The 13,002-nt window shown below is 67.8% G+C and carries 12 protein-coding genes and 1 pseudogene; 6 read left to right on the top strand and 7 right to left on the bottom strand.

The window, feature by feature from the left end:
* The first annotated feature begins 893 nt into the window (after positions 1-893).
* Complete coding sequence (locus tag ACIRJP_RS22900; protein ID WP_404177090.1) at positions 894-1,019, top strand: hypothetical protein; 126 nt, start codon at positions 894-896, stop codon at positions 1,017-1,019.
* Between the two features lie 394 nt (positions 1,020-1,413).
* Here ACIRJP_RS22900 and ACIRJP_RS22895 read toward each other — a convergent pair whose 3' ends face one another.
* On the bottom strand, positions 1,414-1,878 hold the full coding sequence (locus ACIRJP_RS22895) for an SRPBCC family protein (protein ID WP_404177087.1): 465 nt from the start codon (positions 1,876-1,878) through the stop codon (positions 1,414-1,416).
* Between the two features lie 46 nt (positions 1,879-1,924).
* Between ACIRJP_RS22895 and ACIRJP_RS22890 the strand changes: the two genes are divergently transcribed.
* Positions 1,925-2,530 (top strand): TetR/AcrR family transcriptional regulator, encoded by a 606-nt coding sequence (locus ACIRJP_RS22890; RefSeq protein WP_404177084.1) that lies wholly within the window; start codon positions 1,925-1,927, stop codon positions 2,528-2,530.
* A gap of 409 nt (positions 2,531-2,939) precedes the next feature.
* Here the strand turns inward: ACIRJP_RS22890 and ACIRJP_RS22885 are convergent, their stop codons facing one another.
* The 3 genes from ACIRJP_RS22885 to ACIRJP_RS22875 form a co-directional block, all read right to left on the bottom strand.
* Positions 2,940-3,899, bottom strand: a complete 960-nt coding sequence (locus ACIRJP_RS22885; protein ID WP_404177081.1) for a hypothetical protein — start codon at positions 3,897-3,899, stop codon at positions 2,940-2,942.
* A gap of 1,590 nt (positions 3,900-5,489) precedes the next feature.
* Positions 5,490-5,906 carry a hypothetical protein gene (locus ACIRJP_RS22880; protein WP_404177117.1) on the bottom strand — a complete coding sequence of 139 codons (417 nt, stop codon included), beginning with the start codon at positions 5,904-5,906 and terminating at the stop codon, positions 5,490-5,492.
* Positions 5,907-6,384: 478 nt separating this feature from the next.
* Positions 6,385-6,774 carry a winged helix-turn-helix transcriptional regulator gene (locus tag ACIRJP_RS22875; protein WP_404177078.1) on the bottom strand — a complete coding sequence of 130 codons (390 nt, stop codon included), beginning with the start codon at positions 6,772-6,774 and terminating at the stop codon, positions 6,385-6,387.
* 102 nt (positions 6,775-6,876) lie between these two features.
* Here ACIRJP_RS22875 and ACIRJP_RS22870 point away from each other — a divergent pair, with 102 nt between their 5' ends.
* Positions 6,877-7,500 carry an NAD(P)-dependent oxidoreductase gene (locus tag ACIRJP_RS22870; RefSeq protein WP_404177075.1) on the top strand — a complete coding sequence of 208 codons (624 nt, stop codon included), beginning with the start codon at positions 6,877-6,879 and terminating at the stop codon, positions 7,498-7,500.
* 464 nt (positions 7,501-7,964) lie between these two features.
* Positions 7,965-8,159: pseudogene (locus ACIRJP_RS22865) on the top strand (NADH:flavin oxidoreductase); the annotation flags it as partial.
* A 227-nt stretch (positions 8,160-8,386) separates the two neighbouring features.
* Here the strand turns inward: ACIRJP_RS22865 and ACIRJP_RS22860 are convergent.
* Positions 8,387-8,947, bottom strand: coding sequence for a hypothetical protein (locus ACIRJP_RS22860; RefSeq protein WP_404177072.1), 561 nt, complete (start codon positions 8,945-8,947; stop codon positions 8,387-8,389).
* Positions 8,948-9,352: 405 nt separating this feature from the next.
* Between ACIRJP_RS22860 and ACIRJP_RS22855 the strand changes: the two genes are divergently transcribed.
* Positions 9,353-9,709: a VOC family protein gene (locus tag ACIRJP_RS22855; RefSeq protein WP_404177069.1), complete on the top strand. Its 357-nt coding sequence runs from the start codon at positions 9,353-9,355 to the stop codon at positions 9,707-9,709.
* Positions 9,710-9,844: 135 nt separating this feature from the next.
* On the top strand, positions 9,845-10,642 hold the full coding sequence (locus tag ACIRJP_RS22850; RefSeq protein ID WP_404177066.1) for an MBL fold metallo-hydrolase: 798 nt from the start codon (positions 9,845-9,847) through the stop codon (positions 10,640-10,642).
* A 541-nt stretch (positions 10,643-11,183) separates the two neighbouring features.
* On the opposite strand, the gene ACIRJP_RS22845 is transcribed toward ACIRJP_RS22850, so the two are convergent.
* Positions 11,184-11,951: an aminoglycoside adenylyltransferase domain-containing protein gene (locus ACIRJP_RS22845; RefSeq protein ID WP_404177063.1), complete on the bottom strand. Its 768-nt coding sequence runs from the start codon at positions 11,949-11,951 to the stop codon at positions 11,184-11,186.
* A gap of 280 nt (positions 11,952-12,231) precedes the next feature.
* On the bottom strand, positions 12,232-12,795 hold the full coding sequence (locus ACIRJP_RS22840) for an isochorismatase family protein (protein WP_404177060.1): 564 nt from the start codon (positions 12,793-12,795) through the stop codon (positions 12,232-12,234).
* Between the last annotated feature and the right edge of the window lie 207 nt (positions 12,796-13,002).

Genomic DNA, 13,002 nt, shown 5'->3' with positions numbered 1-13,002 from the left:
CGCAGCCCCATCGCCTACGAACAAGCACTCCGAACAACATCAACTACGCTGGCCGAAGCCGCATAACCCGTGTTCAGGATCAGGGGTCAAGGCCCGATTCGGTGCGGCCGACGTGTTGGCCCGACAGGCTCCATGCGGTCCGGCCATGCCTGATCAATATCAGTTCGCCCATGGCTGCGCACCGTATCCGATCACGCGCAAGCTGCCGAACACTTCCTCACCACCATCGCCTGCACCGTCATCCGCTGCAGCCGACCCACCGGATGGGACAACTTCTGAGTAGCCCCGAGCACAAGCACGAGTGCCGCGGGCGCTGCGGCCACGGCCACTGGTGCCGGCCGGTCGGAGCAACCCCCGCCCCTGAATCACGTGCGGCGGCGTTGTGCAGACGCCCAGGAATCCGGCGCGACAACTGGGCGTCTGCGGACAGACAGGAGGAAGACGAGATCCCATCATGGCTCTGGTCACGATGCGAGGACGCGCAACATGCCGTATGCGTGAAGGAGTTGCCATGTCCGGCAAGAGAAGACGGCTTACGATTGGCGGGCTTCTGGCCGCCGCCGTGTTGATGGTAGGTGCGGCACCCGGGGTGTCCGCAGGCGCCGTCGGGGCGAGTGACGCGGCTCGGTCGCCGTCGGTGGTTTCAGCAGCCGCGGCGAGTGTCCCGTCCGTCGGAACTGACTGGGGTGCACCGGGTCCGTACGCCGTGAGTGTGGAGATCGGGATCGTGCACGCCTTCTACCGGCCGCAGAATCTGGGGCAGTCCGGCGAATCCCATCCGGTGATCATCTGGGGCAACGGCACGGGCGCGGTGCGGCGCCGGCCATCTCGACTCGATCGGCGACGGCGGGAACTTCCGTGCCCCCGCCACCGCCTGGTTCCGCTATTGGCTGATGGGCGATGAAGCAGCCGGCCGGATGTTCTTCGGCCCGGACTGCGGCTACTGCACGGATGCCACGTTGTGGTCCGGCTGGGAACGGAACGCCGCGGCGCTGCAACTCTCCCGCCCGACGGCCTGAGGGGCAGGGCAGGCAGGCCCGGGTTCAGCGTGGTGTCTCCAGTGCCCGCAGTGCCTGCGCCCCGCCGAGCCGGGCCGAACCTCACCCGACTCGGCTGTCCAGCCGCCCGCGACCACGCCCCCACACTTCTCACGCCGTAATAAGGACGCCTCTTTCCAGGCGATACACAACCGGCACCCCGAGACGTAGCAGACAGTCAACTTCTTGGAAGGCGGGCCACGGGCCGGTATCGCCTGGGCGGGAACGACCCATATGCCACGCGGCTTGCTGCGCCAAGAACCAAGGATGTGGATCCGCCTACGAACAGGCACCGGCTTGGTAGTCCGGCCCCGGATTCGGGCAGGGACCTGGCCCTCGGGTCCTGCACCGGGCAGACAAGCCGAAAAGCACCGGCTCAGGATCCGGCAGTGGACACGTGGCGATCCAACTCAATGGCCAGGCGTCGCATGACCGTACGGTTGGCGCGCCGCATGGTGGCCCGGACGACGGGCGCCAGCAGGCAGTCGGCGAGCGGGGCGCGTGCCCAGGCGTACGTGAACGACACATGGCTTCCGCCTGTTCGCAGCGATTCGATGGTGTAGGTGCCACGCGCCAGGCGCCGGCCAGCCGCACTGACGTTCCGTTCGACGACGCGCCGAGGCGGGTCGGCCTCGACGACCTCGATGGTGACGTGGGTCTTCGTGCCGCCCAGCGCGGCTGTGACCGTGGCGCACGATCCGATGCCGCGACCGGGGCCGCTGTAGCGCCAATCGGCCAGGTAATGGTCAGTGAATCGCTCGTGGTGAGCCATGACATCGAGGAAGCCGTAGACCTGCTCGGGCGTCTGCGGTACGTCGATCGACACGGTGACAGGCTTCATGTACCACACGGTACATAGGCCATGTACCAATTGGTACACTCGCAACGTGGTGAATACGGACGGTTCGCATCCTGAGGACAAGGCAGCGCCCGACAAGGACGGGGACCGGCGCTCTCAACTGATGAACGCGGCCGTCGACTACGTCGCAGCACACGGCTTCGCGGATCTGAGCCTGCGCGGTCTGGGTGCCGCGATCGGCGTCAGCCACCGCATGCTGATCCACTATTTCGGCTCCAAGGAACAGCTGCTCGTCGAAATCGTCCGGACGTCGGAGCAGCGCCAGCTTGACCTGCTGTGCCGGTTTCGCCTGGAACCCGGTCTCTCGCCCTCCGATGCTGCGAGGCTCCTCTGGAAGCAGCTGACGGACCCCCGACTGGCCGGTCAGGAGCGGCTCTTCTTCGAGATCTACGGGCACGCGCTGCGGGGCCGCCCCGAAGCCGCCCCGGTCCTCGAAGGGCTCGTGAACAACTGGCTCGAGCCACTCATGGCCGCGGAGGTTGCCGCAGGTGCGGACCCTGCCATGGCCCGGAGTCGCGCCAGGCTGGGGCTCGCCACCGTCCGCGGTCTGCTGCTCGACCTGCTCGCCACCGGTGACCGCGTCGGCGTCGACGCGGCGATGGAGGAGTTCCTCCGGCTGTACTACAACTCGTAGTGACAAGGCCGACGATTACGAAGCCGGCCCCACGGACCCGGTGTGACTCACTGCCGGAGACCGCCGCTCGTCCTCAATGTGGCGCATGACGGGCCAGATCCCGCGGGGGGAGTATCCGCAGCCGCCTCATGAGCGGAGGGCGCTGGGCGTGGGATCGCCGCGGGTGCCCTACATCGATCAGCGGAGTGTGTTGCAGTACGACGACGGCCCGCCTCTGCCGGACGGTCGACAAGGCCGAGTGCCTTGCCACGCCGGCCAGGCATCACCGCACTGGACCTGGGCATCCCGGTCGCCCTGGTGGTGACCCGACAGAACAATCTGGGCAGCCGTTGCCCAGTCCGGGGGGCATCGCCGCTTCGCTCGAACGGGTTCGGTGCCAGCCGGTCCGGTCCGGTCCGGGGCAGTGCGGCTAGAGAAGAGGGCAGGTGAGCGGGAGGACGCGTTCGCTCAACTGACCGGTGAACAGGCTGTCGGTGAGGTTGGCTTCAGTGAGCCAGTCCGCTGCGGTCAACTGGTCGACCAGGCGTTGCAGCTCTTCGGGATCCACCGGGACCCAGGCTGCGAGAGACTCCAGAGCGATGCCCCGACCGCCGGGACCGAGTCGCCCATCGATGCTGGTCCGGGTTGCCAACGTCATCGCCAGCAGGCGGACGGCCGCAGGGGCCTTGGCCTTGCGGAGTTTCTTGTCCGCGACGACTCTCTGGGCCCAACCGCTGAGCTTGGGCCTCATCTTCTTGCCGAACGTGAACGGTCCGGAACCGTCCGCATGGGGCACCAAGGAGGGCACAGTGACGGTAGTGGGGTTCTCCGGCCGGGAGGCGAGCAGGTCACTGGTGGTACCGGGGATGCCCAGCCAGCCGCAGCAGGTCAGCTCCCCGACCAGGCCCTCCGGATCGGTCAGCCCCAGCGTCGTGAGATCCTGCCCGACGAGATTGCCGGTACCGGCGTGCGCGGTGCGCAGGGTCAGCATCACCGCCAGCAGCCGTGCCTCCGGGCCGGGAAGCGGGCTGTGGTCGGCCACGTGCGCGAGGACAGAACGTGCGTGTTCCCACTGCGTCGGCACGGCCAGCAGGCGGGCCACCGTCGGCCCGTCACCGTCCGCGCTGTGTCCGGTGCGCTGCAACTGCTGGAAGCGAGCGGCGACAGCGGCCTGTTCGGCGCGCCGTGCCTCAAGCCGCAAATTGATGTCGTCGGTGACATCGGCCCAGGCCATGAAGGCGCGTGCCTTGCGTTCATGGAGGTCGGCGAGGAGCCCCAGGTCGGGTTCGGTGCGCTGCTGGTAGGCACGGAACATGTCCCCGAGTTCGACAAGCTCGTCGCGCAGGACAACGGGCCGCAGACCGTGCGGGATGAGGCGCTGCGCGATCATCTGCCTGTTTACGCGGTTTCGCCCCGCAGGGACGGGGCGGGCGGCAGCAGCGGGGCGGGCGGCAGGAACCGGGGGCATGCCGCCCGTAGGTGAGCAATGGTCTGAGAACTGCGGAACGCCGGCAGGAACGGCTGAGGGAGGTCCGGCAGTAGCCGGGGGGCCGGCCGCCGGGCCGGATACGGCGGGGGCGGTGGAGACGACCGTCGCGCCAGGGGTGGCGGCCGCGCAGCGTGAACAGCACTCCATGGCCTGCCACCAACGGCCCTCCCGGTCGGTGACAACGGCGAGGACCGCCGCCCCGCCGCACCGCCAGGGCTGGGAACGCGTCTGCCGGTCGGCGGGGCGAATATGGGCGTGGCAACTCTCCGCCCTGCACGCGCAGTACGCCTGGGCCCGAGGCGGCGCAGCGGCCTTCAGGTGGGCCTTGAGGTGGGCGACCGCGGCCGCACGACCGGCGGCCGCGGTCGGCAGGCGTTGCTCAGGGCAGGCTGGGCGGCTGCACGAGATGCGCACTCCCGTACTGCCTCGCCCGGCGGGGTCCAGGCGCACGATCCACCTGCGTCCCAGGACCCGATCGTCCAACTCGCTCGCCGCGGCCTGCGTCATCCCGCTCTTCCTCCTGTGCATGTCCCTGCCGCCTGCGCTTTCCCGTCATTACGGGCGGGGCGTGTTCGTCGAGCCCACCGTACGCGTCACGCGGCCTCGCTGACCGGGAAACTCGCCTTGAGACCAGCGCGAAGCACCATGCCCAGCAGGAAATCAGGACTGAGCCGACATTGGTGCTGCTGTTCGGCGGCCCCCGAATACCGGCCGCCACGGGGCCAAATCACAGGCTGAGCGACCAATCCGGCATGAAGTCGGCGGACCACGAATTCCCACCGATCGGGTGATCTGACCAAGTGAGAAGAGTTACTCCCCTGAACACCGTGAATGATCAGCGGGACATCAACGGTCAACTGCCTCTCCATCTCCGGCGTGCCCCTGGCGCACACCACTTCTACCTGTGGCCTTCGCTGTGGCAATGTTCTCAGCGTTGCCGCGCCATCGGCCCGCGTGGCCTCCGAGATGCCGCGCAGCAAGGGCGCCGGCTACCGCCGCACCGACGTCCGCAAGACAGGAGAGAACCGGAACAAGCCCCAGTGGCGCAGAGTCATCGATGTCGCAGGCAGAACGCGGCCTCGATTCATTGCTCCTTGCCGACCTGGTCGCTCGGCACTGCCATCTGGGTTGCCGAGGTCACCGCCGCCGCAGGACGCGATGCCGGCGTGGCAGAACCAGTGCTCCTGGCCGTCTCCCGGCATGGCGGTGACGTCGTACAGAACGTGCGAGCGAACCACGCCCCTTGCGGACGTCAGCCGGTGCCGGGTGAGTGCACGACCGCGCGTGGCACACCTACCCGAAATACGGCGTTCGTCATCCTCGACGGCAACCTGCCATCGGGACATCACGATCAGCTGGTGCAGGTCGACGATCACCGTGGTTCTCCGGGCCGGCCCCGGGCCGCCTCCGCGAGTGCGGCGCTCACGACTGCAGGGACTCGTACGGGAGGGCGTCATGAGCCGAGTCCTGGATGGAGCCGAGAAGCAGTTGCTATCCGTGCAGCGCGGTGACGTAGACGTACAGGGCAACAACACCGGCGACACAGGCGAGGACCACCCATGAACCGAAACTGGTGTGCTTCCCGCTGCCTTTGGGCCGCGCGGCCTTCCCGGAGCGTTTGGAGCGCCCAGGCTCTCGTCCCGGCGGGACCGGCGCCGCATCGGCCGCCGCCTCGGCGAGCAGGCGACGGCAGGTCGCGGCGAGCACGCCTGTACCGGCGGAGAGGGGCACCACGGCCTCCGAACGCGCCGGAGCGGTAGTGCCGCCGTCCAGAATGCGCCCCGCGCGTACGAGGATCTCGTCCCGGCCGCCGGCCGGAGCGAGGCTGATCCACCGCCGTACATGCTCACCCCGGATGACCACGCCGCCGGACCGCTCCCGGTAGACAGTGTGTTCCCGCCACAAGATATCCGCCAACTCACTGGCGGTTTCTCTCAGTTGTGCGCTCAAAACCTCTCCCCCTCCCCGTCCGCCTCGCGGCGAATCGAACAAGCATCGCACTCTAGCGGTAGGCGCGGTGAGGGATCCAACAGCCCCCAGCCGCCACGCCTGCCCACCCCCGGGCACGCATCCAGCACTACGGGAAGGCATCAGCGCGGCCACATGAGGAGGGGCTCCTGGACTACCGGTCGGGGTGCGTTCTTCTGATGCCCAGTACCTCGCGGACCCCGCAGAGTAGGGCCTGCTCTATGGTCTCGCCAGGTCCGGGTCCTTCGCCGGGCGGGTAGGAACGGCGGCCGCGGCATCTGTGCGGAGTTCACGCGTCCTGCGGATCGGTGAAGTACACGTACGCTGCGTAAGCGGTCTTGTCGTAGGTGACCTCGATTTCTGCCACGGCGAGTCGGCTCCCCTTGCTGCAGGTGATGCGTCACCACCTGACAAGGCCCTAACTATCCGGTGCGGTCAGGCGAGTGGTGGCTTCGTACGACTCCCGGGCGTCGAGCAGCTCGTCCCAATGCTTCTCCATCCAGGCGCAAGCTACCGCTATCGGTTGGAGCATGCTGCGGCCCAGCGGCGTCAGTTCGTACTCGACATGCGGGGTGGCCTCGGCGTAGACGGTGCGCTTGACCAGACCATCTCGTTCCAGCGACCGCAACGACTGGGTCAGGACCTTGGGGGTGACGCGGCTCAGTGGCACGCGCAGCTCGGAGAACCGGCGCGGCCCGTGCTCTAGACAGCGGATGATGAGCGCCGCCCATTTGTCGCCGAATCGGATCGGATTGAGTGAGGACGGGCACAGTTCGTCGAACATGTCGGCGGGCAACGGTTCCCTCATGGCCTCACCCTAGCCAGTATCCCCGTGGTAACCGAGGGCTTCGGTAGCGTCCGGGGACTGGCCGGGCGCACGAGCTCCGGCCCTGGTGAGAGGCGGCTCGTCGTGAACATCGTGGTTTTCGGGGCAGGAGGGCGGGCCGGGCGGCAGGTTGTGGCAGAGGCGCGCCGACGCGGACATCAAGTCACCGCGGTGGTACGCGAACCTGCGGGCCACAACGACCTGACAGATGTGCGGGTCGTGGCGGGGGATGTCACGGACACGGCGAGCATCGAGCATGTGGCCGCCGGCCATGACGCCGCCGTCAGTGCCGCCGCGGACCTGTCCGTGCCGCCACACGAGTTCTTCACCTCGTCGTCCCGAGCCCTGACCACCGGCCTGGCCAACGTGGGTGTGCACCGCCTCGTGGTGGTCGGGCTCGCATCGGTCATGCCCGGTGCATCCGGTTCCCCATTGATGGACGAGCCCGGCTACCCGAACGAGTACCGCTCCTTCTCCCTCGGCCACGCGGCAGGCCTCGACGAACTACGGGGGTGCGATCTGGACTGGCTGTATCTGGCCCCGGCGGGTGACTTCGACCATGCGGGCACGCGCACCGGCCGGTACCAGATCGCTCAGCATGGTGACCCGGCCAGTCGGATTGCGTACGCGGACCTGGCGATCGCGCTGATCGACGAGATCGAGGCGCCCCGTCATCACCGGACTGCCGTCAGCGTGAGGGAGGTGTGACGCCAAAGCGTCACGACAGCTCGGAGCGTGGGATGCCGCTTCAGTTTCAGTGGGGCCATGCCTGCAGGTGATCGGCGACCACCGGCTCTCACGGCGAGATCGGTGAGATCGGTGAGGCCCTTGCTCCGGCGCCGGCGTCGGCGTCGCGTCGGCGTCGGCGTCGGCGCATTCCGATTCCGATGAACGGGGGCAGACCAAGCACTCTCGGCCTGACCTGGCGGGAGCCGAGCTGGTGATGCCCCAAGGCAGAACACAGCCATCCGCCGAAGGGTGGGTGTGCATTTTCCACACGCGATTGGAGGTGCAGGGAGACTGTGCTGTTCTGCAGGACGCGACTGCCCGGAGCGGCACGGACCAGCCCCACACTTCGACAGCCCGAGCCCCGAACGACTCGAACTGATATGCCGTCGCTGCGCAGCTGATGTGGGATCCGTCCCGTCGTACTGCGCGAGGATGTCTGACTGATGGTCACATCGGCGCCCCGTGATGTCCCCGATGTCCTCGCCCCGGCGAAGCTCGGCCCCCTGACTTTGCGCAACCGCATTGTCAAAGCAGCAACATTCGAGGGTGCCACTCCGAAAGCGCTGGTCACCGACCGGCTGATCGAGTATCACCGCAGACCCGCAGCTGGCGGGGTGGGTATGACCACCGTCGTCTATCCGGTAAGCCCGAACCGGGCGGCGATGACAGCCTCGGTGCATCAGGAGAGACCGCGGCCCCAATCACCCTCGCCGCCACCGCCGCTACCGAGGTGGGCACTCCGCAGGCGGCTGTCTGGAGAACGGTGATCAGCGGCCATCAGTCTCCCGGTCGTCGGCGGCCGCGGCCGCCCCGGGATGCGTCGGGCGCGGCCGGACACGGGGGCAGAGAAGGCCGACGGCGCGATTCAGTCGGTGATATACCAGTCGTTCTTCAGATACTCCAGGGTGGAGTTGCCGAGTTCACTCTCGGAAAAGGTGACGGAGGCCCTGACTGCCTCGGCCGGCATGTCGATCTTGTCGGGTGTGCGCACAATGATGCGCTGTGGGTCGACCGTGGCGGTCTGCAGGGCCTTCTTCTGCACGGGAGAGATCATCTGGAACACGACGGCGTATGTCGATGTGCACGGGCCGAGCCCCTCGTCCTGTGCCTTCTTCGCGCCGGGCCCGGCCACTTCACATACCGTGTCGATGTCCTCACGGCCCAGGGCGTGGAGGTACTGCTCGTACCGCTGGATCGCGCCGGCCTGCGTCCTGGGCGCGGGCCGGTCGCCCGTCGGCCCGACCGACGGCTTCTTTGTCCGAGCGGGCGCCGACGGCGTGGCCGATGTCTCGTCCGCCCGCGTGGACGGGGACGACTGCGAGGGCTTCCCTTCCGTGCCCGCCTTCGTCTTCTCAGGACCGCACGCGCAGGCCACCAGCGCCACACAGGCCGATACCGCGACGCTCGCCATCGTCCGTACTCGCATTCGATCCCCTCAATCAGCCGACCACACGTCAACTGGTCACGCAGGATGCGGGAGAACGGTTCCCGAGCCGACCCGGACGGGACGCCGACTGGCTCACGAAGAACGCCGAGCCCGCGTTCGCCACTGCGCGAGGACCCGTGCACGCCCTCCCTCGGCTCCGAATCGTCGGCGAGACTCGGCGGACGACTCAGGCACAAAGACGGGGGGCACCCCGCACGTCCGGCGTTCCGCGGCTTCGATGTCGTCGTGCTTCCCCCATGAAGCCCTTCGCCGCGTCCGAGCCGGACTGGCGAGGCGTCGGCCGATGCTTGTTCTCGCGCCGCTGAACACCTGCCCGCACTCAAGCTGTGGATCTTGATCAGCCATCGTGAGAGGCTGCCGTTCGTGATTGCCAAGCTGCAGTGAGTGGTGCTGGACTGTACTGATGTCGGTGAGCTGTCCCGGTTCTACCAGTCGCTTCTCGACGGCGTGTTGCACCAGCCTGATCCACGGTGGTCGCTCGGCGAGGGCTGGGCAACGCTCCACACCGACGGTGTGTTCGTCCTGGCCTTCCAGCGCGCGGAAGACTATCGGCCGCCTCGGTGGCCCGACTCCGATCATCCCCAGCAGTTCCATCTTGACCTGGCGGTCGAGGACCTGGACCGAGCCCAGGAGGACGTCCTCAATCGCGGCGGGACGCTGCTCGACGAGGGTGACGGAAAGCGGAGTTGGCGCATCTTCGCGGATCCGGCAGGACACCCGTTCTGTCTCGTCCGGGACTGACAGCGGACGTCTACGCGGTGCGGCCATCGGTGAGCATCATCGTGAGTTGTGTGCGCTGACGATGAGACGGTGAACGCAGGCCGCGGCGTGAAGGGCCTGCCGGTTGCTACGGATCAAGGTCTATAGACTCCGCGGGTGGCCAGCGATCTTCTCCATCTCACCGTCCTGGGGTCCGCGACGCCGTATGCGAGCGTGGACAACCCGTGTTCCGGCTACCTGGCTTCCAGCGGCAGCACCCGGGTCTGGGTGGATGCGGGCAGCGGAACACTGGCACAGCTTCAGCGCCATGCCCGTCTCGACGAGCTGGACGCGATCTGGATCTCGCACCTTCATGCCGATCACAGCGCGGACCTGTTGACCGCCTACTACGCGGCACTCTTCGCGGACATTCAACTCGCCGCGCCGATTCCCCTGTACGGGCCGCCGGGCATCGCTGACCGACTGGCCGGCTTCCTCACCAACACCGCGACGCGCAGCCCCGTCGAATCCGCCTTCGGCGTCCATGAGCTGTATGACGGCCACCAGGCGCAGATCGGCGCACTCAAGCTGACCAGCCGGGCAGTGGAGCACGGCATCCCTGCCTTCGCCGTACGCATCGACGCCGAGGACCGCTCACTGGTCTATTCCGGCGACACCGCACCGTGTGCGAACCTCACACAACTGGCCCAAGGGTGTGATGTGTTGCTGTGCGAGGCTGAAAGCGCCCAGGTGCCGGCCGATGGTGACCAGGTGCACCACACGCCCGAGGACACCGGAAACACGGCGAGCGGCGCCGGAGCCGGTCGGTTGATCGTCACCCACGTCGGTCGTTTCCTTACCCCGCAGCAGGCGGTCGCCCGCGCCTCGGACCGCTTCGCCGGTCCCGTCGACTACGCAGCGCCCGGCGCAAGTTTCTCCATCGGTCCGGCAGGTGCTGCCGGTCCCGGAAATTGAGGGAATCCGGCAGGACTGTCCACCCCCATCGGCCAGGAGTCCGGACGAAGGTGCACACTCGCAAGGGAACCTGGCCCGTTTCCATGCCCTCCACCGCATCGAGCTGGGTGCTTGTCAGAACGCCGGGCTTCTGGGCTCGGGTGGCCGGTGTCCGAATCCTTGGCGTACTGGAACGGCATTCAGGGCAGTGAGTTCGGTCTCCGACAGGCACAGGCTCCGAAGGCTACGTTCTGGGTGAGGCGGTCGGGGTTCCCGGTACTGGGGATGGCCAGGACGTGGGGGCTTGGTACAGGGTCCATGCGAGTCGGATCTGCGCCGCGCTCACTCCGCGGGCGCCGGCGATGGCGTGCAGCGTGCTGTGGTCGTCTTCGGTCGCACCGCTGGTACGACCGGTGCCCGCGATCGAGCAGAACGGCACCAACGCGACGCCCTGTTCCGCGTAGGTGCGGAGGAGCTGTTCCTGTTCGGGTGATGCCCCGATGCCCTGCATGTTCTGGACAGCTCTCAGGTCCGTTCGCCACCACGTGGTGGCCGCCAGCAGCTACCGTGAAGGGCCCGGGACCGGGCCAGGGAGGCCCAGGCGATCACATGCTGCTGCCACAAATGCGGTGGCGGCGGGTGTCGCCGGTCCCGTATGTCCGTCTCGTTGGTGAGCGAGGGCGGCCGTGACGACCGCGTTGTCACCATGGCGGGACAAATACCAACGGCCGCCATCGAGCTTGGAACACAGCTGCCCGTCATCGGCGAAGCGCAGCGCGCGGCAGGCATTGAGCACCGCATACGTTGCGGTCGCATGGTCCAGCGCCCATCGCAGCTCACTGACCATCGCGGCGCCCACTCTGTCGGCGGGAACCGGGCCGAAGACCGCGGAGGCCGGTGGACCGCAGACGGCGAGCGCGTGCTCACGGCACACAACGCTGTGCAGGACCAGGTCTGTGTCACCGGCATGGCCTGCCCCGGGGATCACGACCGTCTCGGTCGCGTTGGTGCGGATGTGAACCTCGAACGGACAGGAGTCGAGGCTGGCCGCGGTCGCCTCGGTGATGACGCTCATCTCCAGCCCCGTACCGGGACACCGCGCCGCGACTTCCACCACCGCCTCGCCCATGGCCTGCTGGTCGGCCTTGGTGCCCGGCTCTGCGATGACGGCCACCACGTCCACATCGCTGCGGGCGGCGTGGAACCCCCCGAGCACAGCCGAGCCGTGCAAGTAGACGCCGACCAGGTCGGGGCGGACTCCGGCGAGGGCGGCCGAGATCTCAGTAACGTAACGGACGACATCGCAGGGCACAAACGCATCGGTAGCCACGAAGTAGAGCCTATAGGCGACTCCCCGAACTCCGTCGGCATCGCCAGGGGCTCTCGCCCGCCGGCTCGCCACCCACCCCCTCGCGGGAGACGGCCCGCACCTGGCCGCTGCGCGCTCCGGAGACCCGAGGAGGCCTGCGTCTTCGCGCCCCCTGGGCCACCGCCCAAGCGACCGACACCCCCACACTGCCGCCTACCCCGGCTGACCGGCTACCCATCGCGCCCGTACGCAACACCACGTTGCCCCGGGCGAGAACAGGGGCCCTCTGATCCGTGACGGCTCAGCCTGCGTCCGCGGTGAACGTCACCTTCGCTGTATCGACAGTCCCCGCGTGGCGTCCGGGTGCGCTCTGCCACTGCCAGTACAGATTGGTGTGCGCAATCACCTGGGCCGGGGCCGGAGCGCCGTACGCCGTGAGGTCCTGCGTCGTATGTGCGTCGCCGACCAGTGTCACGTCGTAACCGCGGACGAAGGCCCCGTGAAGCGTCGAGCGGATGCACGCGTCGCTCTGGGCGCCCGTCACGATCAGTCGGCCCACCCCGCGCTCGGCGAGCAGCGCCTCCAAGGCGGTTTCCTCGAACGAGTCGCCGTAGAGCTTGTGTATGAGAGGCTCCGCATCCCGGCGCACCAGTTCCGGCACGTACTGCCAGGGCTCGCTGTCTCGCTCGAGATCGTCGTCGGAATGCTGCACCCAGATGACGGGCACGCCCTCGACACGTGCCTTGCGCACCAGGGTGTTGATGTTCGCGATCACACCCTCGCGCTCATGGGCGCCTGCCACCACCCCGTTCTGGACGTCGATGACGAGCAGCGCGGTATTCGGCCGATCGGGCAGAGTCGTCAAGGGAACTCCTGTTCATGGTCTTCATCATCATGGATCCACTGCCGTCCCTACAGTAGGCCGGGCCACTGACAGGAGCACGGGCCGGACAGGAAAGGGGAGGACAGGACGCACTGGATCTCCAGCAACTCGCTCACGTGAGCAGGACTGACTCGCTCCCGGAGAAGGCGGAAGCCTGCGGCGACCTTGCGCGCGGACTCGACTTCCTGA

It is taken from the genome of Streptomyces sp. NPDC102437, from assembly GCF_044765565.1.
Lineage (GTDB): Bacteria > Actinomycetota > Actinomycetes > Streptomycetales > Streptomycetaceae > Streptomyces.
The sequence above is the reverse complement of the archived record's forward strand: the minus strand, read 5'-3'. Positions and strand labels throughout refer to the sequence as shown.

Bases quoted from the DNA above. Each gene is read 5' to 3' on its own strand.
- ACIRJP_RS22900 (WP_404177090.1), top strand. From the start codon at position 894: ATGGGCGATGAAGCAGCCGGCCGGATGTTCTTCGGCCCGGACTGCGGC.
- ACIRJP_RS22895 (WP_404177087.1), bottom strand. From the start codon at position 1,878: ATGAAGCCTGTCACCGTGTCGATCGACGTACCGCAGACGCCCGAGCAG.
- ACIRJP_RS22885 (WP_404177081.1), bottom strand. From the start codon at position 3,899: ATGATCGCGCAGCGCCTCATCCCGCACGGTCTGCGGCCCGTTGTCCTG.
- ACIRJP_RS22875 (WP_404177078.1), bottom strand. From the start codon at position 6,774: ATGAGGGAACCGTTGCCCGCCGACATGTTCGACGAACTGTGCCCGTCC.
- ACIRJP_RS22860 (WP_404177072.1), bottom strand. From the start codon at position 8,947: ATGCGAGTACGGACGATGGCGAGCGTCGCGGTATCGGCCTGTGTGGCG.